General features: G+C 61.6%; 25 protein-coding genes and 1 riboswitch. Of the genes, 13 read left to right on the top strand and 12 right to left on the bottom strand.

From position 1 onward, the window contains the following. Positions 1-62 precede the first annotated feature (62 nt). Positions 63-2,060 carry a transketolase gene (gene tkt / locus AC19YY_RS08360; RefSeq protein ID WP_169953622.1) on the bottom strand — a complete coding sequence of 666 codons (1,998 nt, stop codon included), beginning with the start codon at positions 2,058-2,060 and terminating at the stop codon, positions 63-65. A 273-nt stretch (positions 2,061-2,333) separates the two neighbouring features. Between tkt and AC19YY_RS08355 the strand changes: the two genes are divergently transcribed. The 5 genes from AC19YY_RS08355 to AC19YY_RS08335 all read left to right on the top strand — a co-directional run bounded on the left by AC19YY_RS08355 (position 2,334) and on the right by AC19YY_RS08335 (position 7,391). Continuing rightward, positions 2,334-3,329 (top strand): ArsR/SmtB family transcription factor, encoded by a 996-nt coding sequence (locus AC19YY_RS08355; protein ID WP_169953620.1) that lies wholly within the window; start codon positions 2,334-2,336, stop codon positions 3,327-3,329. A 19-nt stretch (positions 3,330-3,348) separates the two neighbouring features. Beyond that, positions 3,349-4,539, top strand: a complete 1,191-nt coding sequence (metK, locus tag AC19YY_RS08350; RefSeq protein WP_029297363.1) for a methionine adenosyltransferase — start codon at positions 3,349-3,351, stop codon at positions 4,537-4,539. Positions 4,540-4,790: 251 nt separating this feature from the next. Next, positions 4,791-5,138, top strand: coding sequence for a DUF1090 family protein (locus tag AC19YY_RS08345; protein WP_070993955.1), 348 nt, complete (start codon positions 4,791-4,793; stop codon positions 5,136-5,138). Between the two features lie 95 nt (positions 5,139-5,233). After that, positions 5,234-6,916, top strand: coding sequence for an NAD-dependent DNA ligase LigB (gene ligB, locus AC19YY_RS08340; protein ID WP_492633833.1), 1,683 nt, complete (start codon positions 5,234-5,236; stop codon positions 6,914-6,916). A gap of 79 nt (positions 6,917-6,995) precedes the next feature. Beyond that, positions 6,996-7,391: a DUF1090 domain-containing protein gene (locus tag AC19YY_RS08335; protein WP_170042168.1), complete on the top strand. Its 396-nt coding sequence runs from the start codon at positions 6,996-6,998 to the stop codon at positions 7,389-7,391. 18 nt (positions 7,392-7,409) lie between these two features. On the opposite strand, the gene AC19YY_RS08330 is transcribed toward AC19YY_RS08335, so the two are convergent. Then, the gene (locus AC19YY_RS08330; RefSeq protein ID WP_500604051.1) at positions 7,410-7,859 is read right to left on the bottom strand and encodes a c-type cytochrome; all 450 of its coding nucleotides are present in this window, start codon (positions 7,857-7,859) and stop codon (positions 7,410-7,412) included. 127 nt (positions 7,860-7,986) lie between these two features. Between AC19YY_RS08330 and mltA the strand changes: the two genes are divergently transcribed. Then, entirely contained in the window at positions 7,987-9,168 is a 1,182-nt protein-coding gene (mltA, locus tag AC19YY_RS08325; RefSeq protein ID WP_169953610.1) for a murein transglycosylase A, read from the top strand. A gap of 102 nt (positions 9,169-9,270) precedes the next feature. Here mltA and AC19YY_RS08320 read toward each other — a convergent pair whose 3' ends face one another. The 4 genes from AC19YY_RS08320 to AC19YY_RS08305 all read right to left on the bottom strand — a co-directional run bounded on the left by AC19YY_RS08320 (position 9,271) and on the right by AC19YY_RS08305 (position 11,970). Next, positions 9,271-9,657: an MAPEG family protein gene (locus AC19YY_RS08320; RefSeq protein WP_057960859.1), complete on the bottom strand. Its 387-nt coding sequence runs from the start codon at positions 9,655-9,657 to the stop codon at positions 9,271-9,273. Positions 9,658-9,688: 31 nt separating this feature from the next. After that, positions 9,689-10,522, bottom strand: a complete 834-nt coding sequence (locus AC19YY_RS08315; RefSeq protein WP_169953608.1) for an EamA family transporter — start codon at positions 10,520-10,522, stop codon at positions 9,689-9,691. A gap of 74 nt (positions 10,523-10,596) precedes the next feature. After that, positions 10,597-11,484 (bottom strand): formate/nitrite transporter family protein, encoded by an 888-nt coding sequence (locus AC19YY_RS08310; protein WP_169953842.1) that lies wholly within the window; start codon positions 11,482-11,484, stop codon positions 10,597-10,599. 87 nt (positions 11,485-11,571) lie between these two features. Further along, positions 11,572-11,970, bottom strand: coding sequence for an acyl-CoA thioesterase (locus tag AC19YY_RS08305; protein WP_029297383.1), 399 nt, complete (start codon positions 11,968-11,970; stop codon positions 11,572-11,574). 198 nt (positions 11,971-12,168) lie between these two features. Then, a riboswitch (S-adenosyl-L-homocysteine riboswitch) is annotated at positions 12,169-12,276 on the top strand. Positions 12,277-12,297: 21 nt separating this feature from the next. Here AC19YY_RS08305 and ahcY point away from each other — a divergent pair. The 4 genes from ahcY (at position 12,298) to rhlE2 (ending at position 17,760) form a co-directional block, all read left to right on the top strand. Beyond that, positions 12,298-13,707, top strand: a complete 1,410-nt coding sequence (gene ahcY, locus AC19YY_RS08300; RefSeq protein ID WP_169953606.1) for an adenosylhomocysteinase — start codon at positions 12,298-12,300, stop codon at positions 13,705-13,707. A 169-nt stretch (positions 13,708-13,876) separates the two neighbouring features. Further along, complete coding sequence (gene metF, locus AC19YY_RS08295) at positions 13,877-14,722, top strand: methylenetetrahydrofolate reductase [NAD(P)H] (protein ID WP_029297387.1); 846 nt, start codon at positions 13,877-13,879, stop codon at positions 14,720-14,722. 130 nt (positions 14,723-14,852) lie between these two features. Beyond that, the gene (locus AC19YY_RS08290; protein ID WP_169953604.1) at positions 14,853-15,656 is read left to right on the top strand and encodes a substrate-binding periplasmic protein; all 804 of its coding nucleotides are present in this window, start codon (positions 14,853-14,855) and stop codon (positions 15,654-15,656) included. A 223-nt stretch (positions 15,657-15,879) separates the two neighbouring features. Continuing rightward, a complete protein-coding gene (rhlE2, locus tag AC19YY_RS08285) occupies positions 15,880-17,760 on the top strand; it encodes an RNA helicase RhlE2 (RefSeq protein ID WP_500604050.1) in 1,881 nt (626 codons plus the stop codon). A 227-nt stretch (positions 17,761-17,987) separates the two neighbouring features. On the opposite strand, the gene AC19YY_RS08280 is transcribed toward rhlE2, so the two are convergent. Together AC19YY_RS08280 and AC19YY_RS08275 are read right to left on the bottom strand one after the other, a co-directional pair. Further along, a complete protein-coding gene (locus tag AC19YY_RS08280) occupies positions 17,988-18,566 on the bottom strand; it encodes a YceI family protein (protein WP_169953600.1) in 579 nt (192 codons plus the stop codon). A gap of 32 nt (positions 18,567-18,598) precedes the next feature. Beyond that, on the bottom strand, positions 18,599-19,150 hold the full coding sequence (locus AC19YY_RS08275) for a cytochrome b (protein ID WP_169953598.1): 552 nt from the start codon (positions 19,148-19,150) through the stop codon (positions 18,599-18,601). A gap of 274 nt (positions 19,151-19,424) precedes the next feature. Here AC19YY_RS08275 and AC19YY_RS08270 point away from each other — a divergent pair, with 274 nt between their 5' ends. Continuing rightward, the gene (locus AC19YY_RS08270; protein WP_170042166.1) at positions 19,425-20,831 is read left to right on the top strand and encodes an adenosylmethionine--8-amino-7-oxononanoate transaminase; all 1,407 of its coding nucleotides are present in this window, start codon (positions 19,425-19,427) and stop codon (positions 20,829-20,831) included. A gap of 166 nt (positions 20,832-20,997) precedes the next feature. Next, positions 20,998-21,717: a 16S rRNA (uracil(1498)-N(3))-methyltransferase gene (locus tag AC19YY_RS08265; protein ID WP_170042165.1), complete on the top strand. Its 720-nt coding sequence runs from the start codon at positions 20,998-21,000 to the stop codon at positions 21,715-21,717. A 120-nt stretch (positions 21,718-21,837) separates the two neighbouring features. On the opposite strand, the gene AC19YY_RS08260 is transcribed toward AC19YY_RS08265, so the two are convergent. The 3 genes from AC19YY_RS08260 to AC19YY_RS08250 are packed head-to-tail and all read right to left on the bottom strand — an operon-like array spanning position 21,838 to position 24,369. Beyond that, complete coding sequence (locus AC19YY_RS08260; RefSeq protein WP_169953592.1) at positions 21,838-22,740, bottom strand: transporter substrate-binding domain-containing protein; 903 nt, start codon at positions 22,738-22,740, stop codon at positions 21,838-21,840. 24 nt (positions 22,741-22,764) lie between these two features. Next, positions 22,765-23,118, bottom strand: a complete 354-nt coding sequence (locus AC19YY_RS08255; protein ID WP_169953590.1) for a RidA family protein — start codon at positions 23,116-23,118, stop codon at positions 22,765-22,767. A 9-nt stretch (positions 23,119-23,127) separates the two neighbouring features. Beyond that, entirely contained in the window at positions 23,128-24,369 is a 1,242-nt protein-coding gene (locus tag AC19YY_RS08250) for a D-amino acid dehydrogenase (RefSeq protein WP_169953588.1), read from the bottom strand. 106 nt (positions 24,370-24,475) lie between these two features. On the opposite strand from AC19YY_RS08250, the gene AC19YY_RS08245 reads away from it, so the two are divergent. Next, on the top strand, positions 24,476-25,378 hold the full coding sequence (locus tag AC19YY_RS08245; protein ID WP_169953586.1) for a LysR family transcriptional regulator: 903 nt from the start codon (positions 24,476-24,478) through the stop codon (positions 25,376-25,378). 95 nt (positions 25,379-25,473) lie between these two features. Here the strand turns inward: AC19YY_RS08245 and trhA are convergent, their stop codons facing one another. Next, positions 25,474-26,091 (bottom strand): PAQR family membrane homeostasis protein TrhA, encoded by a 618-nt coding sequence (gene trhA, locus AC19YY_RS08240; protein ID WP_057440355.1) that lies wholly within the window; start codon positions 26,089-26,091, stop codon positions 25,474-25,476. Positions 26,092-26,097: the final 6 nt, after the last annotated feature.

The following is a 26,097-nucleotide window of genomic DNA, read 5'->3' as shown; positions in this document are numbered from 1 at the left end:
GCGATCCAAATGTGGGAGCGGGCTTGCCCGCGATGGCGCCAGTACAGACAACGCAGACTGACTTAGTCTTCCAGCAGCTCTTCAGCCTGACCCAGGATGTTTTCCAGGGTGAAACCGAACTCTTCGAACAACGCTGGCGCCGGCGCCGACTCACCATAGGTAGTCATGCCGATCACGCGACCTTCCAGGCCCACGTACTTGTACCAATAGTCGGCGTGCGCCGCTTCAATGGCAATACGCGCGCTGACCTGCAACGGCAGGACCGATTGCTTGTAGTCCGCGTCCTGGGCTTCGAACACGCTAGTGCACGGCATGGACACAACGCGCACGTTACGGCCTTGGGCAGTCAGCTTGTCGTAGGCCTGAACGGTCAGGCCCACTTCGGAACCGGTGGAGATCAGGATCAGCTCCGGCTCGCCGATGCAGTCCTTGAGCACGTAGCCACCACGGCTGATAGCGGCGATCTGCGCGTCGGTACGCGCCTGGTGCTGCAGGTTCTGGCGGGAGAAGATCAGCGCCGAAGGGCCGTCCTTGCGCTCGATCGCGTGCTTCCAGGCCACGGCCGATTCCACCGCGTCGGCTGGGCGCCAGCAATCCAGGTTCGGCGTGGTACGCAGGCTGGTCAGTTGCTCGACCGGCTGGTGCGTCGGGCCGTCTTCGCCCAGGCCGATGGAGTCGTGGGTGTACACGTGGATCACGCGCTTCTTCATCAGCGCCGCCATGCGTACGGCATTGCGTGCGTATTCCATGAACATCAGGAACGTCGCGCCGTAAGGCACCAGGCCACCGTGCAGGGCAACGCCGTTCATGATGGCGCTCATGCCGAACTCGCGCACGCCGTAGTACATGTAGTTGCCGCTGGCGTCTTCAGCCGAGACACCTTTGCAACCTTTCCACAGGGTCAGGTTGGAACCGGCCAGGTCAGCCGAACCGCCAAGCAGTTCAGGCAGCAGTGGGCCATAGGCATTCAGCGCGTTCTGGCTGGCTTTGCGGCTGGCGATGGTTTCGCCTTTGGCAGCCACTTCTGCGATGTACTCGTCGGCCTTGGCCGAGAAGTCCAGCGGCAGGTCGCCATTGAGGCGGCTCATCAGCTCATTGGCCAATGCCGGGAATTGGGCGGCGTAGGCTTCAAAACGCTGGTCCCACTCGGCTTCAGCGGCGCGGCCGGCTTCCTTGGCGTCCCACTCGGCGTAGATATCAGCCGGGATTTCGAACGGGCCGTAGTTCCACTTCAGCGCTTCGCGGGTCAGGGCGATTTCCGCGTCACCCAGTGGGGCGCCGTGGCAGTCTTCCTTGCCTTGCTTGTTCGGCGAACCGAAGCCAATGGTGGTCTTGCAGCAGATCAGCGTCGGCTGCTCGCTTTTGCGCGCCGTTTCGATGGCCGTCTTGATCTCTTCCGGATCGTGGCCGTCAACATTGCGGATGACCTGCCAGTTGTAGGCTTCGAAACGCTTTGGCGTGTCGTCGGTGAACCAGCCTTCGACTTCGCCATCGATGGAGATGCCGTTGTCATCGTAGAAAGCAATCAGCTTGCCCAGGCCCAGGGTACCTGCCAGGGAACTGACTTCGTGGGAAATGCCTTCCATCATGCAGCCATCACCCAGGAACACATAGGTGTGGTGGTCGACAACGTTATGGCCTGGACGGTTGAACTGCGCCGCCAGGACTTTTTCGGCCAGGGCGAAGCCCACGGCGTTGGCCAGGCCTTGGCCCAGGGGACCGGTGGTGGTCTCGACGCCAGGGGTGTAGCCGAATTCCGGGTGGCCCGGGGTGCGGCTGTGCAGTTGGCGGAACTGCTTGAGGTCGTCGATGGACAGGTCGTAGCCGGTCAGGTGCAGCAACGAATAGATCAACATCGAGCCATGGCCGTTGGACAGCACGAAGCGGTCACGGTCGGCGAACGAGGGGTTGCTCGGGTTGTGTTTCAGGTAGTCACGCCAAAGTACCTCGGCGATATCCGCCATGCCCATCGGGGCACCGGGATGGCCGCTGTTGGCTTTTTGCACGGCATCCATGCTGAGGGCACGAATGGCGTTGGCACGCTCACGACGGCTGGGCATCGCTGATCTCCTGAGGATATTGAATCGAGAGTGAATAAAAGAAACGGAAAAAAGGACCGGCATTTTCCCTCAGCCAAGGCCTTAGGGGCAATGACAGATACCGACATATGTAGGTTTTTCCTGTGGTTTGGACTGCATTGGCAGCAAGAACACTTCCCGCCGTTCGTCTAAAGGTTATAGCGCCTGCTTATAACCACCGATTATCGACCAATATCAAAACTTTTTGATATTGGCCTTGCGAGGATTTGACCTCATCACTAGACTGCTGGCCTTATGAACTTACCTGCGCCTTCCATTCGCCCCGACGACTGCGATGAGCTGGCGGCCCTGTGCAAGGCCGGCGGCGATCCGCTGCGCCTGAATGTATTGCGCGCCCTGGCCAACGACTCGTTTGGCGTATTGGAACTGGCACGGATCTTTGCCATTGGCCAGTCCGGCATGAGCCATCACCTGAAAGTGCTCGCCCAGGCCGACCTGGTGGCCACCCGCCGTGAAGGCAACGCGATTTTTTACCGTCGCGCCCTGCCCCACACCGACTTGCTGGGTGGCAAGCTGCACGCTGCATTGCTCGAAGAAGTGGACAACCTGGCCCTGCCGGCTGACGTCCAATCGCGGATCGCACAGGTCCACGGGCAACGCGCCGCCGCCAGCCAGGACTTTTTCTCACGGGTGGCGGACAAATTTCGCGCCCAGCAGGACCTGATTGCCGGGCTGCCTCAATACCGCGAAAGCGTATTGGCGCTGCTCGACAAACTGGGCTTCAGCCAGGCTGCCACGGCGCTGGAAGTCGGCCCGGGCGATGGCGGGTTCCTGCCAGACCTGGCACGCCGCTTCCACCAGGTGACGGCGCTGGACAACAGCCCGGCCATGCTGGAACTGGCGCGCCAGCTGTGCGAACGCGAGCACTTGGGCAACGTCAGCCTGCGGCTGGCCGATGCCTTGAATGATGTAGGGCTGCAAGCCGATTGCGTGGTGCTGAACATGGTCTTGCACCATTTCGCCGCCCCGGCCGATGCCCTCAAACAAATGGCCGGTTTGCTGCAACCGGGCGGCAGTCTTTTGGTAACCGATTTATGCAGCCACAACCAGAGTTGGGCCAGGGAGGCCTGCGGTGATCTATGGTTGGGGTTTGAACAGGACGATCTGGCCCGTTGGGCCACCGCTGCGGGACTCGTTCCCGGGGAAAGCCTCTATGTAGGCTTACGTAATGGTTTCCAGATTCAGGTCCGCCACTTTCAGCGGCCAACTGGCGACACTCACCATCGGTAAATATCAGGAAAACATCGAGATGAGCGAATATTCCCTTTTCACCTCCGAGTCCGTGTCTGAAGGGCATCCGGACAAAATCGCCGACCAGATTTCTGATGCGGTGCTGGACGCCATCATTGCTGAAGACAAGTTCGCCCGCGTGGCGTGCGAGACGCTGGTGAAAACGGGCGTGGCGATCATCGCCGGTGAAGTCACCACGTCGGCCTGGGTCGACCTGGAGCAGATCGTCCGTGACGTGATCACCGACATCGGCTACACCAGCTCCGACGTCGGCTTCGACGGCGCGACCTGCGGCGTGATGAACATCATCGGCAAGCAGTCGCCCGACATCAACCAGGGTGTGGACCGTGCCAAGCCAGAAGACCAGGGCGCCGGCGACCAGGGCCTGATGTTCGGCTACGCCAGCAACGAAACCGACGTACTGATGCCTGCGCCGATCACCTTCTCCCACCAGTTGGTCAAGCGCCAGGCCGAAGCCCGTAAATCCGGCCTGCTGCCTTGGTTGCGCCCGGACGCCAAGTCCCAGGTGACCTGCCGTTACGAAGGCGGCAAAGTGGTGGGCATCGACGCCGTGGTGCTGTCGACCCAGCACAACCCGGAAGTCTCCTACAAAGACCTGCGCGAAGGCGTGATGGAGCTGATCGTCAAGCACGTGCTGCCTGCCGAGCTGCTGACCAAGGACACCCAGTTCCATATCAACCCGACCGGCCAGTTCATCATTGGTGGCCCGGTAGGCGACTGCGGCCTGACCGGTCGCAAGATCATCGTCGACAGCTACGGCGGCATGGCCCGTCACGGCGGTGGCGCGTTCTCCGGCAAGGATCCATCCAAGGTTGACCGCTCGGCCGCCTACGCCGGTCGTTATGTGGCCAAGAACATCGTTGCCGCCGGGCTGGCCGAACGCTGCGAGATTCAGGTGTCCTACGCCATTGGTGTGGCCCAGCCTACGTCGATCTCGCTGAACACCTTCGGCACCGGCAAGATCAGCGACGACAAGATCGTCAAGCTGGTGCGTGAGATTTTCGACCTGCGTCCGTACGCAATCACCACCATGCTCGACCTGCTGCACCCGATGTACCAGGAAACCGCGGCCTACGGCCACTTCGGCCGTACCCCTGAACAGAAGACCGTCGGCGACGACACCTTCACCACGTTCACCTGGGAAAAAACCGACCGCGCCGACGACCTGCGCACCGCTGCCGGCCTGTAATCGCAGCACGTAGCACCCAAGGCCCCGCCGGGTATTCCCGGCGGGGCTTTTTGTTGCGCTTTTTTACAGGCACCGATGAGCACGCGACGGCGAACCTGGCAAATAGTTCACATTTATTGGATCCAAACCTTGCAGGCAAAATGATGGCCCACTAGAATCCGCGCCCTCCCGAGCGCTCAACCACATTGGATATTGCATTGCGCCCGCTCGGGACAGCCAAGTGCGCAGGCAATCGAACATTGAGGTTTTTCATGCGTATTTCCACGTTCGCCCCTGCCGCCGTCCTGTTCAGCCTGTTCGCCCTGCCAGTGCAAGCCGCTGACCTGAGCGGCCTGACTGGCGCCCTGACTTCCCAGTTGGGCGGCGCAACCGGCAACTGCGAAAAACAGAGCCAGGAGCTGCAAGCCAAGGTCGATGCCGCCAAAGCCAATGGCGAAGACCTGAAAGTGAAGGCCATGCAGGCTGCACTGGATCAGGTAAACAAAGGTTGCAAAAAAGTCGGCGAGTCCCAGGGCAAGCTCGACGAAGCCTCGCAAAAGCAGCAGGCCAAGGCAGACAGCAACGACACCGTGAAAGCCCTGGGCGGTCTGTTCAAGTAAGCAGAAACACCCGGTAAAAAGCCTCGCGCCTGCGGGGCTTTTTTATGGGCGTCTGCCTGCTTTAGGCTGGCCCCCCCTTCAGAGCAAGGATGCTCATGATGCCGCCACGCCTGCTGACCTACCTGCTGTTGATGCTCTTCCCTCTCATCGCCTGGGCGCAGGGCTGCCCGGACTGGCCAGTGAACAAGGCCCAGGACGAAATAACCGCCCTGCAACGGCAAATCGGCCTGTGGGATGACAGTTACCATCGGCTCGGCCAATCCCTGATCAGCGACGAGCTCTACGATCAGGCCCGCATACGCCTGGAGCAATGGCGGGGTTGCTTCGCACAGGCACCGTCATCTGCCAACAACCCCCTGTCCAGCGCGCGCGGCACTGTTGCCCACCCAGTCGCGCATACAGGCCTTGAGAAGCTGGTCAACGACCGCGCCGTGGCAGACTGGATCAGCACACGCCGCGACCTGTGGGTACAACCCAAGGTCGATGGTGTGGCGGTGACCCTGGTCTATCGCGCAGGGCGCCTGGCCCAGGTCATCAGCCGCGGCGACGGCCTGTTCGGCCAGGACTGGACCGCCTCGGCCCGCAACATTCCAGGCATCGTGCAACAGCTGCCCGAGGCCATCGACCTGCTCTTGCAGGGCGAGCTGTATTGGCGCCTGGGCGCCCACATACAAGGGGAGACGGGCGGCATGAATGCCCGCAGTAAAGTCTCCGGGCTGATGAACCGCCAACACCTGAGTGACGCCGACGCCGCAGGTATCGGCCTGTTTGTCTGGGCCTGGCCCCATGGGCCGGCGGACCTCAAGCAGCAGTTGGACAGCCTCGCACGCTGGGGTTTTGGCGATAGCCAGCGTTACAGCCAGCCCATCGACACCTTCGAACAGGCACGGCACTGGCGAACTTTCTGGCATGAACATCCATTGCCCTTCGCCACTGATGGCGTGGTGCTGCACCACAGCCAGCGCGCCCCGGCCGAACGCTGGCAGGCCGGTACGCCGTATTGGGCTGTTGCCTGGAAATACCCGGTCATCAAAGCCCTGGCCCATGTTCGCCATGTGCAGTTCAAAATCGGCCGCACCGGCCGTATCACTCCGATCCTGGAACTGGACCCGGTGCTGCTCGACGACCGTCAGATCAAACGCGTCAGCATCGGCTCCTTGAAGCGCTGGCAGGAATTGGATATCCGCCCAGGCGACCAGGTGTCCATCAGCCTCGCCGGCCAGGTGATCCCAAGGCTCGACCAGGTCATCCTGCGCAGCTATCCACGGGTCGATGTCGCGGTGCCGGTAGCCAGCAATTTCCATCACCTGAGCTGCTGGCAATTGGCCCCGGCCTGCGAGGAGCAACTGCTGGCCCGGCTGACCTGGCTCAGCGGCAAGCAAGGGCTGGACCTGCCACACATTGGCCGCGAGACCTGGAATAGCTTGATCCAGGCCGGGCAAATCAGTGGTTTGGTGGATTGGTTGAACCTTGATGAGACAGAGCTTGCTACCATTGACGGATTCGGCGACCGCAGCAGTGCGCGCCTGCTTGCGAGCCTGCAAGTGGCGCGCCAGCGACCGTTCGCGCAATGGCTGATGGCGCTTGGGGTTCCACCTACCGCCCGCAATAACCTGGCGGGCGGCTGGCATGCCCTGGCTGCGCGAGACACTCAAGCCTGGCAGGCCGAAGCAGGAATCGGCCCGGGGCGCGCGGCGCAATTGAGCGCCTTTTTTCGCGACCCCCAGGTGGTGGCTATGAGTGAAACACTGCGGGCTGCCGGGATAGATGGCTTTTAGTCCCGACCCGCCAATTTAATCGGTGCCAGCAGAAATCATCCTGCCCACCTGACAACGATCTGTTTACTTTGGAGTTTCCATGAAATTTCTTGCACCGCTTGCCCTGTTGACCGTTACCAGCTTCCTCGCCACGCCATTGCTGGCTGCCGAGACAGCCCCGCAACTGACCGGTTGCGCCGCCAAGCGCCAGGCCATCAGCCTGCAGATCGAACAAGCCAAGGCCCACGGCAACAGTGAGCAACAAGCCGGCCTGGAAAAAGCCTTGAGCGAAGTCACCGCCCACTGCACCGATGCCTCCCTGAAAAAGGAACGCGAGAACAAGGTGCTGGACGCCAAGCACGAAGTCAGCCGCCGTCAGGCCGACCTCGACAAGGCCATGAAAAAGGGCGACTCCGAGAAGATCAACAAGCGTAAGGACAAGCTCGCTGAATCGCGCAAAGAGTTGCAGCAAGCCCTCGACGACCTGGACAAGTAAGGCGCAGCCAATCGAGCCTCAATGGTCGCGAAACTGCTTATGACAGGCGCTGCAGGCATCTTCGACTTTCTGCACCGCAGGCTTCAAGTCAGTGGCTTTGTAAGGCTGCACCTGGCTGGCGATCACCAATTCACCGGTGGCCGCCTCAAGGTTGCGCGCCAGTTCCTGGAACTGGGCCTGTTTTTGCCATACGTCGTCCTTGGCGCTGGTGTGATCTTCTTCGCGCACCGTTGGAAAGTGATTCCACGGCTCATGGGACAAAGCGTCAAGCTTGACCGCACCTTCGGCAAATTTGGCCCCGTCGAACGGGATGCGGCCACGCAGCATGCCGCCCAGGTCTTCGCCCGTCTTGAGCATCTGCTTGAAGATGGCCTTGCGCTGGCCCAATGGCGAGTTCGGGTCAACGCCACCGCAAGCGGTCAGCGTCAGGCAGGCCAGCAATACAACAGTCAGTTTTTTAAAAGTCATGATGGCTCAGGGTCACGGGAAACGGCGGCCAGTATCCTCGCCCCGCCCGCAAAGACCAATAGCCCTATTAATAATATGGATGCTTGCGCCGCACCCTGCGCAGGCAATCGCCTTGGGAATTACTTGCATGAATAACCTGTTTAACCCCTGGAGCCGCCGGCTGGCATGGGCTCTGCCGATGATCGCACTACTCGCCGGATGCGACGGCGGCAACGCTCCGGCACCCAAACCTGAGCCAGAAAAACCCCATGCTGTGGCGACCTACGTCAGTGCCACCTGGGAAGACCTGCCGGTGGTTTCGGACAGCGACCTGCAAGCTGGCTTCGAATCCTGGCGCAGCGCCTGCCAACGCTTGAAGAACGACCCGGTGTGGGGCGCCACCTGCGCTGCAGCGGTCAATGTGCCGGGCAATGCCGGGGATATCCGTGGTTTCCTCAAGCAGCAGTTGGACGTCTATGGCTTGCGCTCGGCGGACAACACGCCCAATGGGCTGATCACCGGCTATTACGAACCGGTCTACCCGGGCAGCCTCACCGAAACCAAGACCGCCCACGTGCCGGTGTTTGGGGTGCCGGACGACCTGATCATCGTCAACCTGGAAAGCATCTACCCCGAACTCAAGGGCAAACGCCTGCGCGGGCGCCTGGAAGGCCGGGTACTCAAGCCCTATGACGATGCCGGCACCATCAACCAGCAAGGCTCCAGTGCCAAGCCTATTGCCTGGCTGACTCACCCGATGGACCTGCAATTTCTGCAAATCCAGGGTTCTGGCCGCATCCAGCTGGCTGACGGTCGTCAACTGCGCGTGGGCTATGCCGACCAGAACGGCTTCCCGTATCGCCCTATCGGCCGCTGGCTGGTGGAGCAAGGCGAGTTGAAGAAAGACGAAGTGAGCATGGGCGCGATCAGTGCCTGGGCCAAGGCCCATCCTGAGCGGATCCCGGAACTGTTGGCGAGCAACCCCAGCTACGTCTTCTTCAGCACCCGCCCCGACAGCAATGAAGGCCCGCGCGGCTCGCTGAACGTGCCGCTGACCGCAGGCTACAGCGTAGCCGTGGACCGCAAGGTCATCCCGCTGGGCAGCCTGTTGTGGCTGTCCACCACCCGCCCCGATGGCGCGCCGGTCGTACGGCCGGTAGCGGCCCAGGATACCGGGGGGGCGATTGTCGGCGAGGTACGTGCGGACCTGTTCTGGGGCACCGGTGATGCGGCGGGCGAGTTGGCCGGGAACATGAAGCAGCAGGGCCAGATCTGGATGTTGTGGCCCAAGGGTACGGCGCTGCCTCAAGTGCCGGATGCGCCTTTGTAGGAACCGGCTGGCCGGCGATGGCGGTTTGAAATCCGACATCGCGGGTGCACGTGCTGGCGTCATCGCTGGCAAGCCAGCTCCCACAAGGGCTGGCTGCGTGCCTTAGATCGAGACGAAGAAGAAACTCGCAATCAACGCCATGCCCACGAACCACACCAGCGAACGCAAGATCGCCCAGTCCGCCAGGTAGCAGATGATGTACAGCAGGCGGCTGGTGATAAACAGCACCGCCAGTACGTTGATGGTCACCAGTTCCGCGTTGCCGGCCAGGTGGGCAATGATCACCGCAGCGGCAAACGCCGGGGTCACTTCGAAGCTGTTGAGCTGTGCACTGTGGGCGCGCTTGGCGAAGCCTTCGAGGGTTTCGAGGAAGGCCCGGGGGTCATGGTTCTGCCGGGGGCCGAACTTGCCACCACTGAACTTGGCCACGCCGGTACACAGGTAAGGCAGAAAAATTGCGATCAACACACACCAGAAAGCGACAGTCATCACTCATTCCTTTTTTAGTTTTATCCGCTGGTTAGAGTTTCATCACGAGCATGCCGATCAGTACCAACCCACAGGCTAAGAGCCGGGAGCGGCCGAAAGGTTCTTTCAGGTAACGCATGCCGAACAACACCACCAGGATCACGCTGACTTCCCGCAACGCGGCGGCCTCGGCAATCGAGCCCAACTGCATGGCCCAAAGCACCAGAGCGTAGCTCAACAACACGCACAAACCCACGCTCAACCCCAACCGCCATTGTGTGCGCCAGAACAGGCTGAACGCCGCACGCTTGCGCACCATGGCCAACAATGGAAACGGCCAGGCGCTGAGCAGGGTCACCCAGACCAGGTAGTCCAATGGGTGCGACCAGCGCCGCAGCGCCTGACCATCGAGGAAGGTGTAGCAGCCAATGCACAGGCCGATCAGCGCCACCACCGGCAACATCGACCACGGCAACCGATCCCCACCACCGCCATGCCACAACAGGCACAACATGCCGAGCGGGATCAGCAGGATGCCGACAATCTGCTGGGTACTGAGTACCTCCCCGGCAAACACCAGGGTCAACGCCAGCACCACCAGCGGCGATAAGCCGCGCATCAGCGGATACACCAACCCAAGGTCACCGACGCGGTAGGCCTGGATCAGCAGGTAGCGGTAGAGCAACTCGAACAGCGCCGAGGCGATGATCCACGGCCAGATTTCCAAGGGCGGCAGCGACACAAATCCTACCGCCAGTAGCACAAACAGCAGCGCAACGCTGTCCATGCAGGCGATCACCAACAGGCGTTCGCCGCTGAATTTGATCAAGGTGTTCCACGTCGCATGCAACAGTGCCGCTATCAGTACCAAGACTGTCGCAAGCAATGGAACCTCCTGTAAGTGATTCGTGATGTGTCAGCACATACATATACCAAATACCGCGCTGGCACACACTGGCCTCACTGATCCTTGTCGATCCGCTGCGGATGCCTCGGGTCCGCCGCCTTTTTGCCCGGCAGGCTGCCTTCGCTGCGAATCTGCGCATGGCTGATCAACGCAAAGATAAAGCTGCCGCCGATGATATTGCCCGCCAGGGTCGGCCCGGCAAATACCAGCCAGAAGTCCTTCCACGGTAGCTCGCCGGCAAATACCAGGTAGGACACTTCCGCCGAACCGACGACGATGTGGGTGAAGTCGCCCAAGGCCATCAGGTAGGTGATCAGGATAATGATCCACATCTTGGCGCTTTCCATGGACGGGATCATCCACACCATGGTGGCGATCATCCAGCCGGAGACGATGCCCTTGGCGAACATCTGGCCCGTATCGTTTTCCATGATCTTGCGCCCGATTTCGAGGAAGGCCTGGTCGGTCTTGGTGTCGAAGATCGGCAGGTGCAGCATCACATAAGCCACCAGCAAGGTGCCGCAGAGGTTGCCCACCAGCACCACCGTCCACAGCCGCAACAGGCGCCCGGCATTGCCCAGGGTCGGCTTGCTCATCACCGGCAGCACGGCGGTCAGGGTGTTTTCGGTAAACAGTTGCTGGCGCGCGAGGATCACTGCGAGAAAGCCTGCGCAGTAGCCAAAGCTGGCAATCACCTTGAAGCCTTCGCCGTCGGGCAGGCGTGAGTTGAGCAGCCCCATGGCCATCAATGACAGGCCCATGGTCAGGCCGGCGGCCAGCGCCGACCACCACAGCGCCGCTACGCTGCGCTCCAGCTCCTGGTCGCCCTGGGTGCGGATGATTTCATGCAGCACCGCCGCCCGGGGTGGCTGGTTCTTGTCCACATCCTGCTGTTCTTCCTGCGACAGGTTGGGAGTCTTGCCGTCTTTTTGCGTGGCCATGGGCGTACCTGAACGTTGGGTGACGATGTTCAGGTACGACCTGCCAGTCATCACCAGCGTTCAATGGCCACTTCCTTACACGGAGGGTTACTCGCTGTCGTCCTGGAACTGGTCTTTGACGTACTTGATCTCGGTACGACCATGGGGTGCCGGCAGGCCGTCTTCGCCGAGGTTGACGAAGACCATTTTTTCTACGGTGAGGATGCTCTTGCGCGTGATCTTGTTGCGCACTTCACAGGTCAGGGTGATGGAGGTGCGGCCAAACTCGGTGGCGGTGATGCCCAGCTCGATGATGTCGCCCTGGCGCGAGGCGCTGACAAAATTGATCTCGGAAATGTACTTGGTCACCACGCGCTGGTTGCCCAGTTGAACGATGGCGTAGATCGCCGCTTCTTCGTCGATCCAGCGCAGCAGGCTGCCACCGAACAGGGTGCCGTTGGGGTTGAGGTCTTCGGGTTTTACCCATTTGCGGGTGTGGAAGTTCATGTTCACTCCAAAGCGTCTTGCGAAATGATGGCCAACATCATGGCAGAGCGCCGGCCCAAGCTCTATGAGCCATTGCCTATCAGTGTCATGAGCGATCTTCATGACCCCGACAGAAAGGCTTGGGAAGTCAGGCGCAGGCGGCTATAATCGCCACCGCTTCAAAACGGTCATCTGTGATTGATACCGTTCTCCCGCCACCTGTCCGAGGGGCGCTGCAGCAGGCCCTGGCCTGTCAGGCTCGGATGGGGCGTTGCCCAGCCGGGTTGTCCTGGTTGGATACTAAACGCACAACGGCGCCCATTCGCACACTACGAATGGAGGCTCTTCATGAGCGCTGTAATCACGCCTGCAGGTTTTACCGACTACAAAGTCGCCGATATGTCCCTCGCTGCCTGGGGCCGTCGCGAAACCTTTATCGCCGAATCCGAAATGCCTGCCCTGATGGGCCTGCGCCGCAAGTACGCCGCTGAGCAGCCGCTCAAGGGCGCGAAGATTCTCGGCTGCATCCACATGACCATCCAGACTGCCGTGCTGATCGAAACCCTGGTTGCCCTGGGTGCCGAAGTGCGCTGGTCGTCCTGCAACATCTTCTCGACCCAGGACCAGGCCGCTGCTGCCATCGCCGCTGCCGGCATCCCTGTCTTCGCCTGGAAAGGCGAGACCGAAGAAGAGTACGAGTGGTGCCTGGAACAAACCATCCTGAAAGATGGCGCGCCTTGGGATGCCAACATGATCCTCGACGACGGCGGCGACCTGACCGAGCTGCTGCACAAGAAGTACCCGCAGATTCTCGACCGCGTCCACGGCGTGACCGAAGAGACCACCACCGGCGTACACCGCCTGCTGGACATGCTGGCCAAGGGCGAGCTGAAAATCCCGGCCATCAACGTCAACGACTCGGTGACCAAGAGCAAGAACGACAACAAGTACGGCTGCCGTCACAGCCTCAACGATGCGATCAAGCGCGGCACCGACCACCTGCTGTCGGGCAAGCAAGCCCTGGTGATCGGCTACGGTGACGTGGGCAAGGGTTCGTCCCAGTCCCTGCGCCAGGAAGGCATGATCGTCAAGGTCTCCGAAGTCGACCCGATCTGCGCCATGCAAGCCTGCATGGACGGTTTCGAAGTGGTCTCGCCGTTCATCGACGGCCAGAACGACGGCACCGAAGCCAGCATCGACAAGGCCCTGCTGGGCAAGATCGACCTGATCGTGACCACCACCGGTAACGTCAACGTCTGCGATGCGAACATGCTCAAGGCCCTGAAAAAGCGCGCCGTGGTGTGCAACATCGGGCACTTCGACAACGAAATCGACACCGCTTTCATGCGCAAGAACTGGGCATGGGAAGAGGTCAAGCCTCAGGTTCACAAGGTTCACCGTACAGGCAGTGGTGATTTCGACCCACAGAACGATGACTACCTGATCCTGCTGGCCGAAGGCCGCCTAGTTAACCTGGGCAACGCCACTGGCCACCCAAGCCGCATCATGGATGGCTCGTTCGCCAACCAGGTACTGGCGCAGATCTTCCTGTTCGGCCAGAAGTACGCCGACCTGTCGCCAGCCCAGAAAGCCGAGCGCCTGACCGTGGAAGTACTGCCGAAGAAACTCGACGAAGAAGTGGCCCTGGAAATGGTCCGCGGCTTCGGCGGCGTCGTGACGCAACTGACCAAGACCCAGGCCGACTACATCGGCGTGACCGTCGAAGGCCCGTTCAAGCCGCACGCCTACCGCTACTAAGTAACCGGCTCTCTCCCTGCTGGAGCGGGCTTGTGTGGGAGCGGGCTTGCTCGCGAATGCGCAGTGTCAGTCGAAGCAGTAACGACTGGCACACCGCTTTCGCGAGCAAGCCCGCTCCCACATTGACGGTGTATGTCTTCCGGTTTTATGAGTTTTCAAGGGTATTACCATGTCCCAAGACCGTCGCTACAGCTTCGAGTTCTTCCCGACCAAGACCGATGCTGGGCATGAAAAGTTGATGGCGACTGCCAAGCAGTTGGCCAGCTACAACCCCGATTTCTTCTCCTGCACCTACGGCGCAGGCGGCTCGACCCGTGATCGTACGATCAACACCGTGCTGCAGCTGGAAAGCGAGGCCAAGGTGCCTGCCGCGCCGCACCTGTCGTGCGTGGGCGACAGCAAGGACGACCTGCGCGGCCTGCTGACCCAATACAAGGCCGCCGGCATCAAGCGTATCGTCGCCCTGCGCGGTGACCTGCCGTCCGGCATGGGCATGGCCAGCGGCGAGCTGCGCTACGCCAATGACCTGGTGAGCTTCATCCGTGAAGAAACCGGCGATCACTTCCATATCGAAGTGGCTGCTTATCCGGAAATGCACCCGCAAGCGCGCAACTTCGAAGACGATCTCAACAACTTCGTGCGCAAGGCCAATGCCGGCGCCAACAGTGCGATCACCCAGTACTTCTTCAACGCCGACAGCTACTTTTACTTCGTCGAGCGCGTGCAGGCCCTGGGTGTGAATATCCCGATCGTGCCGGGCATCATGCCGATCACCAACTACAGCAAGCTGGCGCGCTTCTCTGACGCCTGCGGTGCAGAAATCCCACGCTGGGTACGCAAGCAGCTGGAAGCCTACGGCGATGACGTCAAGAGCATCCAGGCCTTCGGCGAGCAGGTCATCAGTGAAATGTGCGAAACCTTGCTGCAAGGTGGCGCACCGGGGCTGCACTTCTACACCCTGAACCAGGCTGACCCGAGCCTGGCGATCTGGAACAACCTCAAGCTGCCACGCTGAGGCTGCCCCCTTTGTACCGCCGGCCAGGATTCCTTCCCGGCTCGGCGGCGCAATAAAAGTTCAGGTTTGCCGCCTGAAGATCCCCGATCCAGAGCTTCTCTTTAACCTGAGACAGTCGTAACCTCAGGGTATGCCCGTCATTCTCCAGCTGTTGAGCGCTGTTCTTTTCACTTGCCTGAGCCTGACCGCCCACGGCGAGAAACTGCGCATTGTCACCGAGCCCTGGGCACCTTACGTCTACGAAGAAAACGGCCAGATGCGCGGGCTCGACTACGAGACTACCGTCATCGTGTTCCAGCGCCTGGGGATCGAGGTGCAGTGGCAGTTCCTGCCCTGGAAACGCTGCCTGGCCATGCTCGACCAAGGCCTGGCGGACGGCGCACTGGATATTTTCCACAGCCACGAACGCGACGCCGCGCTGCTTTACCCCAGCGAACCGTTGTCCCAGGTTGAGTTTGTGATGTTCTACGCCAACCAGCGCCCGCATCCGTTCCAGACCCTGGATGAGCTCAAAGGGCTGACCATCGGCACCTCCCCCGGTTACCTGTATAGCGCCGGGTTCAGCGAATCCACGCTGTTTACCCGCGAACCGGCCCCCAGCCATGAGGCTAACTTCGGCAAATTGGCCCGTGGCCGGATCGATCTGGTGATCACCGACCGCCGGGTCGGCCAGCATGTGCTCAAGGAATTGGGCCTGGAACACCAGGTCACCCAGGCGCCGCCGGTGATCAGCAGCCAGAAACAATTCCTCGCCGTACGCCGTGGCGCGGGCATGGACCTGCTGGTCCAGCGTTTTGGTGCCGAGCTCAAACGTTTCAAGCAAGAGCCCGCCTACGCGGCCCTGAGTGCCAAATATGCCGGCGCCGGGACCCAGATAGCCCCGTCGCCGCTGCTGGACGACACCGTTGAGCAGCAGGAAAGCAGCGCGCAGTGAATGCTCTGTTATACTCCGGCCTTTCCGCCAGGCTTACGCCCGGCCGCTGTGGTCGTATCACAGGCATCCAACCCCGCTACTGCGCAGCTTTGCAGCCCGCGCGAGCCATTGGAGTGCCTGCCAGCCCCAGCAGGACCGGACGGGGTTGCGTTCCTCTAAACGCGATTCGCGCCCGGCAAGATTATCCCTTTGGGCCAAGCCCTAACTACAAACAGGATTACTCATGTCCTTTGCTTCCCTCGGTCTCTCCGAGGCTTTAGTCCGCGCCATCGAGGCAGCGGGCTATACCGAGCCTACTCCGGTGCAACAGCGGGCTATTCCCGCCGTGTTGCAAGGTCGCGACCTGATGGTCGCGGCTCAGACAGGTACTGGTAAAACCGGCGGCTTCGCCCTCCCGATTCTGGAGCGGTTGTTCCCCAACGGTCACCCGGACAAATCCCAGCGTCACGGCCCGCGCCAACCCCGCATACTGGTCCTGACCCCTACCCGCGAACTCGCCGCACAAGTGCATGACAGCTTCAAGCTGTACGCTCGCGACCTGAAGTTCGTCAGCGCCTGCATCTTCGGCGGCGTCGGCATGAACCCACAGGTTCAGGCCATGTCCCGCGGGGTTGACGTGCTGGTCGCCTGCCCTGGTCGTTTGCTCGACCTGTGCGGCCAAGGCAGCGTCGATCTGTCCCACGTGGAAATCCTCGTGCTGGACGAAGCCGACCGTATGCTCGACATGGGCTTTGTCCATGACGTGAAGAAAGTCCTCGCACGCCTGCCGGCCAAGCGTCAGAACCTGCTGTTCTCGGCAACGTTCTCCAACGACATCACGGCCCTCGCCGGCAAGCTGCTGCACAACCCCGAGCGCATCGAAGTCACGCCGCCCAACACCACGGTCGAGCGTATCGAGCAGCGGGTGTTCCGCCTGCCAGCCAGCCACAAGCGCTCGCTGCTGGCTCACCTGATCACCGCTGGCGCCTGGGAACAGGTGCTGGTGTTCACCCGCACCAAGCACGGCGCCAACCGCCTGGCCGAGTACCTGGACAAGCACGGCCTCACCGCCGTCGCCATCCACGGCAACAAGAGCCAGAACGCGCGGACCAAGGCCCTGGCCGACTTCAAGGCCGGCTCCGTACGGATCCTGGTGGCCACCGATATCGCCGCCCGCGGCCTGGATATCGACCAACTGCCGCACGTGGTCAACTTCGAGCTGCCAAACGTCGATGAAGACTACGTGCACCGTATCGGCCGTACTGGCCGTGCCGGTCGTTCGGGCGAGGCCATTTCCCTGGTCGCCCCGGATGAAGAGAAACTGCTGAAAAGCATCGAGCGCATGACCAAGCAGAAAATCGCCGACGGCGACCTGATGGGCTTCGATGCCAGCACCGTGGAAGCCGAAAAACCGGAAGTGCGCGAGCGTCCGGATGTGCGTAACCCGCGCAACCCACGTGGTCCCAAGGGCGATGGCCCGAACGGCGGCGGTGGTGGCGGTGGTCGTCGCGACAAAGGCAAGGACAAGGGCGGCAAGGACAAGGCGCCTACCAACGGCCGTGGCGAACGCCCAGCCCGTGAGCAAAAGCCCCGTGAAGGCACCCCGGCCCGCGAACAGCGCCAGCCGAGCCAGCCGCCACGCGCCGCAGCCGACCGCGCACCGGACGAGTTCCTCGACGACGACGTGGATAACTTCGGCAACCGCGTCGACTACGTGCCCCAGGCCAAGCCGGCCCAAGGCCGTGGTCGCCGCCCAGGTGCCCCGGCACCGGGCGCTGGTGCAGGTGCTCCGCGCACCGGCGGCCAGCCGCAGGGTCGCCAGAACGGTCCACGCAGCAGCAACGGCGCCACCACTGGCACCCCGCCTGCCAAGCGCAATGGCCCGCGCAACGGCGCTCCGCGTGACGGCCAGGCCCGTCGCGAAGAGTCGCGCAACCGCCGCCCTGCGCGTGATGAGCAGCCACGCGCCTCGGAACCTGCCGTGCAGAACCCGCGCAGCGGCACCACGCCGAAGATCATCCACAAGGAGTCGAAAAGCGATCGCTTCCCGACACCTGAGCAGTTGGATCAACTGCCAGGCCGCCCTCGTGGTGAAAAACCAGCGTTGCTGACCCGCAACCGCTGATTTTCAAAGCGCCATAAAAATGCCCCGAATCGAAAGATCCGGGGTATTTTTTTGGACTCGACATCGATCAACTGTGGGAGCTGGCTTGCCTGCGATGACGGAATTTCAGCCTGCATCGCAGGTGGCTGACCTGCCGCTATCGCAGGCAAGCCAGCTCCTACATTGACCGTATTCCAGGCTGAAAAAAACCGGATCTCACGATCCGGTTTTTTATGCAGCCTGCGAATTTACTTCGCTTTGACACCTTCCAGCGAGATGTCCAGGTCCACGGTCTGGGAAGTCGGGCCAGGGCCTTTGATGCCGAAGTCATTCAGGTTCAGCGTAGTCTTGGCGTTGAAGCCAGCACGTTCGCCGCCCCATGGATCCTTGCCTTCACCGTTGAACGTGGCCTTGAAGGTCACAGGCTTGGTCACACCGTGGAAGGTCAGGTCGCCGGTCACGTCAGCAGTTTTTTCGCCGGTTGGTTTAACTGCGGTCGAAACGAACTTGGCATCGGCGAACTTGCCAACGTCCAGGAAGTCCTTGCTGGCGATGTGCTTGTCACGTTCAGCGTGGTTGGACCACAGGCTGGCGGTTTTCACGTCGACGGCGATTTTGCTCGCTTCAGGCTTGGCGGCATCCCAGCTGAACGTACCATCCCAGTCCTTGAAAGTACCGTGGATGTAGCTGTAGCCCAGGTGGCTGATTTTCCAGTCGATGAAGGCGTGCTGCCCTTCCTTGTCGATCTTGTAATCAGCAGCCATCACCTGACCAGCAGACAGCAGAGCAGAACCAATTGCCAGAGCGGCGAGAGTCTTTTTCAACATGCTTTCTATTCCTTGTGAGTCGAGGTTGAACATCAGGCTTTGCGCCCCAGCATACGAACCAGGGTCGCGTCACGATCAATGAAGTGGTGCTTCAACGCGGCCACGCCATGCAGGCCGGCAAACACCACCAGTACCCAGGCCAGGTACAAATGCACCAGCCCAGCTACGTCTGCCTGGTCCGGTAGACCGGAAACCACGGCAGGAATTTCAAACAGGCCAAACACCGGGATCCCGACACCGTCTGCGGTGGAAATCAGGTAGCCGGCAATCATCACGGCAAACAGCCCGAGATACAGGAACGCGTGGCCAAACGCCGCGCCGATCCGGGTCATGCGGCTATAGCTGGCCAGTGGCGGCGGTGGTGGGCTGAGCAGGCGCCAGACAATGCGCACCAACATCACCGCAAACAACGTAATACCAATGCTTTTGTGCAAGTCCGGTGCATCTTTGCGCCATAGGCTGTAGTAGTCGAGGCCGACCATCCACAGGCCCAGCGCGAACAGGCCAAACACCACCAGGGCCACACTCCAGTGGATAACAATGCTGACCCAGCCGTAGCGGGCCGATGTGTTTCGTAGTTGCATTCCCCAAATCCTGTAAGAGCCGTGTCCAAGACTAGCGTGTTACCTATCGATATAAAGCCGAAAATTTCGCTTTGAAATATCGATTTATCCGATGTTGAGCCTATGAACAGTAAATTAACTAGGGATTAAGGACTATCGAGCACAAACGTGACAGACCGTCCTGCATTTACTGCCAATTCACCGTTCATGGGTTGTGACACAGCCCACCATTGCATAGGCTTGCGCGATTGTTTTGCCTGCGCGGGTCACGGCAGCGCTTCGAGGAGACTAAAAGATGGGCTTGAACAACCAGTGGATGCAACGCGATCTGGCGGTGCTGTGGCATCCCTGCACCCAGATGAAAGACCACCAGCAACTGCCGCTGGTGCCGATCAAGCGCGGTGAAGGCGTATGGCTGGAAGACTTCGAAGGCAAGCGCTACCTCGATGCCGTCAGCTCGTGGTGGGTCAACGTGTTCGGCCACGCCAACCCGCGTATCAACCAGCGCATCAAGGATCAGGTGGACCAACTGGAGCACGTGATCCTCGCCGGCTTCAGCCACCAGCCGGTGATCGAGCTGTCCGAGCGCCTGGTCAAGATCACCCCCGAAGGCCTGACCCGCTGCTTCTACGCCGACAATGGCTCGTCGTGCATCGAAGTCGCGCTGAAGATGAGCTTTCACTATTGGCTCAACCGCGGCCAGCCGAACAAAAAGCGCTTTGTCACCCTGACCAACAGCTACCACGGCGAAACCATCGCCGCGATGTCGGTCGGTGATGTGCCGCTGTTCACCGAGACCTACAAGGCGCTGCTGCTGGACACCATCAAGGTGCCAAGCCCGGACTGCTACCTGCGCCCCGCAGGCATGAGCTGGGAAGAACACTCGCGCAATATGTTCCAGGCCATGGAACAGACCCTGGCGGACAACCACGACAGCGTCGCCGCCGTGATCGTCGAACCACTGATCCAGGGTGCCGGTGGCATGCGCATGTACCACCCGGTATACCTCAAGCTGCTGCGCGAAGCCTGCGACCGGTATGGCGTGCACCTGATCCACGATGAAATCGCCGTGGGCTTCGGCCGTACCGGCAGCATGTTTGCCTGTGAGCAGGCGGGCATCCGCCCGGATTTCCTGTGCCTGTCCAAGGCCCTGACCGGCGGCTACCTGCCGCTGGCCGCCGTGGTCACCACCGAAGATGTGTACAGCGCCTTCTACGACGACTATCCGACCCTGCGCGCCTTCCTGCACTCCCACAGCTACACCGGCAACCCGCTGGCCTGTGCGGCAGCCCTGGCGACCCTGGATATCTTCGAAGAAGACAACGTCATCGAGAACAACAAGGCCCTGGCCCAGCGCATGACCACCGCCACCGCGCACCTGGTAGACCACCCCCATGTCTCGGAAGTGCGCCAGACCGGCATGGTGCTGGCCATCGAGATGGTACAGGACAAGCCCACCAAGACCGCCTACCCCTGGCAGGAACGGCGCGGCCTGAAAGTGTTCGAGCATGCCCTGGAACGCGGCGCGCTGCTGCGCCCGCTAGGCAGCGTGGTGTATTTCCTGCCGCCGTATGTGATTACCCCGGAGCAGATCGACTTCCTCGCCGAAGTGGCCACTGAAGGCATTGATATCGCCACCAATAGCAAAGTCAGCGTGGCCGTGCCCAAGGACTTCCACCCAGGCTTTCGCGACCCCGGCTAACCCTCAGCCCCCTGTAGGAGCCGGCTTGCCGGCGAAAAACGTGAGAGCGCCGCGTTCATCCAGGCCCCCTCGTTATCGTTGACCTCCATCGCCGGCAAGCCGGCTCCTACAGTACGCCGTCGCTCCCGCTGCATAGCAACACACACATTATTTGCAGAGAACAGAAATGAGACTGTCGCGTTTTTTCACCGATACCCCGCTAAGCCTTGGCGACCACGAATTGCCCGAAGCCCAGGCGCACTACATCAGCCGTGTGCTGCGCATGAACGAAGGCGATGCCGTGCAACTGTTCGACGGCTCTGGCCAGGAATTTCGCGGCAGCCTGCTGGAAGTCGGGAAAAAACGCGTGACGGTGCAACTGACCGAAGCCTTCGCCGGCCAGGTCGAGTCGCCACTGCACATTCATCTGGGCCAGGGCCTGTCCCGTGGCGAGCGCATGGACTGGGCCATCCAGAAAGCCACCGAGCTTGGGGTCAATGCCATCACGCCGATCTTCAGCGAGCGCTGCGAAGTGCGCCTCAAGGACGAACGTGCCGACAAACGCCTGCTGCACTGGCGCCAGGTCGCAATCAGCGCCTGTGAGCAATGCGGCCGCTCTACGGTGCCGGTGATTCACCCACCGCTGTTGCTGGCCGATTGGTTGAAACAGGCCGAGGCGGATTTGAAGCTGGTGCTGCACCCGGTGGCCGAGCCGCTGGTGAGCCATGCCAAGCCATCGAGCCTGGCGTTTTTGATCGGGCCGGAGGGTGGCTTGACCGATGGTGAAGTCCAGACCGCGCAAGGCGCTGGCTTCCACGCCGCACGGCTGGGGCCGCGGGTGTTGCGCACCGAGACGGCGCCCGTAGTTGCGCTGGCCGTCGCACAACAGCTATGGGGCGACTTCTAACCCCACGTTGCAAACCCAATCAAACTGTAGGAGCTGGCTTGCCTGCGATGGCGGCATCAAGGCCTGCGCAAGACTTGCGGGCCTCATCGCCGGCAAGCCGGCGCCTACAGGCTGGGTGTTTTATTCCACCGGATCACTCACCGGCTTGGCAATGATCGCCTTCAGCTCGCTGGTCATGGGGAACTCCAGGTTCAATCCCTTCGGCGGGATCGGCTGTTCAAACCAGCGCTGGTAGATCCCGTTGATTTCCCCCGAGCTGTACAGCTCGCCCAACGTTTCGTTGACCACCGCCAGAAACTGCGGGTCGTCCTTGCGCACCATGCAGCTGTAGATTTCCCGCGACTGCTCCTCGCCCACCACCACCCACTTGTGCGGGTCCTTGGCCTTGGCGCGCTCGCCGTAGAGCAACGCATCGTCCATGTAGAACGCCACGGCCCGGCCCGATTGCAACATCTGGAACGCCTCGCCGTGATCCTTGGCGCTGATCACCGACATATCCAGCTTGTGCTCGTGGTTGTAGCTCTTGAGGAACCGCTCGTTGGTGGTGCCGGCAGTGGTCACCACGTTCTTGCCGCGCAGGTCGGCGAAGCGCTGGATACCGCTGTCGTTGGCGGTGAGCAACTGGCCCTTGACGTAGATAAAGCCATAGGAAAACGCCACCTGCTTCTGCCGCTCGGCCGTCACCCCGGTGGAGCCGCACTCCAGGTCGACGGTGCCGTTGATCACCAACGGAATACGGGTCTGGGAGGTGACCAGGTTGTACTTCACGTTGAGCTGGGGCACGCCGATCTTCTGTTGGATGCGCTCGACAATCTTGCTCGCCAGGTCCACCGAGTAGCCCATGGGTTTGCCGGTGTGGTCGCCGACATAGGAAAACGGCACCGACGCATCGCGATAGCCCAGGGTGATGCTCTTGGCATTCGCGACCTTGGCCAGGGTGCCCACCAGCGGCGCTTCATTGGCCTGGGCCTGGGCCGCCAGTAACAGCCCGAGGGCCGTGCCGATCAACGTGATTTTTTGCATTGTTATTCTCCGTTGGTTTTCTTGTTATGGGCGGCGTACAGCGATGACGCTGATTTCCACCAGCACACTGGGGCGTGCCAGTTCCGCCTGCAGGGTGGTACGGGTCGGTGCCTGGCCGGGCGTGAGCCAGGCGCACCAGACATCATTCATCGGCGCAAAACCCTCCTGAATGTTTTTCAGGTAGATAGTCGCGTTGAGCAGATGATCCTTGTCGCTGCCGGCTTCGGCCAGCAGCGCATCAATCTTGGCCAGCACCTCGTGGGTCTGGGTACTGACGTCCTGGCCGTCGCCCGGCACCTGGCCGGAAAGGAAGACCAGGTCCTGGAAAGTCACGGCGCCCGACAGGCGACTATTGCTGTTGATCCGGGTGATGGTCATTGCGCGGTCCTATGCGGCGCGGGGCGCGAGGCCCTGCATATCAATGGAAGGAGTGTGCTGGCCGATCAGTTCGGCCAACACCTGGCCGCTGCCGCAGGCCAGGGTGAAACCCAGGGCGCCGTGGCCGAGGTTGAGCCACAGGTTGCGGTACACGCTGGCACCAATCAGCGGCACGCCGCTGGGGGTGGCCGGGCGCATGCCTGCCCATTCGATGGCCTGGCTGTAATCGCCGGCCAAAGGGAACGTCTCACTGGCTTGGCGCTTGATCAGGGCCAGGCGCTTGGGCTCAAGGCCCTTATCGAAGCCGACGATATCGACCATCGCCGCCACCCGCAGTTGTTCGCCGATCCGCGCGTAAACGATCTTGCGGTCATAGTCGGTGATGCTGATGTTCGGCGCGGCGTGCTGCGCGCCAATCGGCACGCTCAGGCTGTAGCCCTTGAGCGGATACAGCGGCAATGCGATGCCCGGCAAGGCCAACTCGGGGCTGCGTACTCCCGCCGCCAGCACCAGGTGCTGCACCGGCATCACCTCGTCACCCAACTCAATCGCCTGCACGGTGCCGTTGGCATGGCGGATACCGGTGACCTTGCGCCCCAGCACAAACCGGCACCGGCCCGACGCTTGCAGGCGCGCCGCCAACTGCTGGCAGAAGCCATGACAGTCCGCCACTTCTTCATTGGGCGTGTAGATACCTCCGACAAAATCCCTGGCCCCCAGGGTCGGCTCCAGCCGCGTGCAATCGGCCGCCGACAGCACTTGCTGTTGCAGGCAATCGAGCACCTTGTTGCGAGCGTGCTCGAAGGTGTGATGGCTGCGAAATGTCACCAGCTTGCCGTTACGTTTCCAGTCGAAGCCGTCCAGCCCGTCTTCTTCGCGCCATTGCTGCAAGGTGCCCTGGCTCAGGGTGGCTAGGCGCAGCAAGTGCCCGGCGTTGCGCTTGTTGACCGATGCCCGGCAGGCGCCAAGGAAGGAGGCCATCCAACGCCATTGCGCCGGGTCCAGGCGCGGGCGCAGCTTTAACGGCGAGTCACCGCGCAGCAGCCAGCCAATGGCTTGCAACGGCACGCCTTTGTCCGCCAGCGGCGCAACGTAGCGATAGGACAATTGGCCGCCATTGGCAAAGCTGGTCTCGCTGCCCAGGCTGTCGCGCGCCTCGACCACCGTCACGTCCATGCCGGCGCGCACCAGGGCATAGGCGCTCGCCAGACCGATGACCCCACCGCCAATGATGCAAACCTGCTCAGCCATATCGATTCCCAAGCGTTGTAATGAGCGTCCAAGGGTAGGGGCAGGTGACAGGCGCCGGACAATGAATAAAGATGGGCCACCTATAAACAAAGGTTATGGACTCGTCATGCGCTTGCGTCATATCGAAATCTTCCAGGCCATCCGCCAGACCGGCTCGGTCAGTGCCGCCGCGCAGTTGCTGCATGTCTCGCAACCGGCGGTGACCAAGGTGCTGCAACATGCCGAGCTGCAACTGGGCTTCCCGCTGTTCCTGCGCATACGCGGCAAGCTGCAGCCCACCCCGGAAGCCCTGGCCCTGGAGCGCGAAGTCGATAAGGTCAGCGAAAGCCTGCAAGGCGTGCGGCGCCTGGCGCAGAACCTGCGGCGCGCGCCTGGCCAAAGCTTGCGCATTGGCGCCACGCCGGCCCTGGCCTTGTCACTGCTGCCGCCGGCGATTGGCGAGTGGACCCAACGCTACCCGGACATCGCCTGCGAACTGTCCAGCGCCCACAGCCGCGAGCTGGTGCAAAACCTGTTGATGCGCGAGATGGATGTGGCGCTGACCCTCAAGTCCCCGGACCATCCGGGGCTCAAGGCACAGGCATTGGCCCACGGCGTATTGGTGGCCCTGGCACCACGGGGTTTCTGGCCGGCGGCGGAACTGGGCAAACCCCTGCCCTTGATGGCCCTGGCGGGCACGCCGTTGATTGGCCTGTCGAGTGCCGACCCGCTGTCGGCGCGGCTCGACAGCTATCTGGAAGCGGTCGAACCACCGCCACGCGTGCGGATCTCGGTGCAGACCTACTCCCTGGCCCGGGCCATGGTGGAGTCCGGCGCCGGCCTGGCGGTGATCGACCCCTTCACCGCGCTGGGCGCCTCCACCGACAGCACCTGCATCCGCCCCCTGGCCCCGCCGCTGCCCATCACCCTGTATGCCCTGACCCGCGCCGACGAGCCACCGCCGCATATGTTGGCGAGCCTGCTGGAGATCTTTGGCAGCCGTGCCCAGGAGCAGCTAGACCGCCTCTAAACCTGTAGGAGCCGGCTTGCCGGCGATGAGGCCATCAAGTCTTGCGCCAACCTTGCTGACGCCATCGCCGGCAAGCCGGCTCCTACAGAGGTGCGTCAGAGCACGTAGCGCATGATCGCCACAAAATGCAGCAGGCTGCCGCCAATCACAAACAGATGCCAGATCCCGTGGGAGTGCCTTAAACGGTGTTCCAGGGCAAAGAAGATAATCCCCACCGTGTACAACACCCCACCCGACGCCAGCCAGATAAACCCGTCCATGCCCAGCGCGGCAATCAACGGCTTGACCGCCACCAACACAATCCAGCCCATCACCGCGTAAATCACAATCGACAAAATGCGCGCCTCGGAACGCGGCTTGATCTCCTGCAAGATCCCGATCACCGCCAGCCCCCAGACAATCCCGAACAGCGTCCAGCCCCACGGCCCGTGCAGGGTCACCAGGCAAAACGGGGTGTAGCTGCCGGCAATCAGCAGATAGATCGAAAAGTGATCGACCTTCTGCATGATCGCTTTCTTGCGCCCGCGCACGCTGTGATACACCGTCGAGGCGCTATACAGCACCAGCAAGGTAAAACCGTAGATCGCCACGCTGACGATCTTCCACGGGCTGCCGTCCATGCTCGCCACCACCAGCATCCACACCGCGCCGATAAAGGCTGCCACGGCGCCGAGCAAATGGCTCCAGGCGTTGAATCGTTCTCCGTGATACATGTGTTG

Source organism: Pseudomonas sp. MF09156 (genome assembly GCF_059862305.1).
Note: the sequence above shows the minus strand (reverse complement) of the source record. Positions and strands in the feature narration are given on the sequence as shown.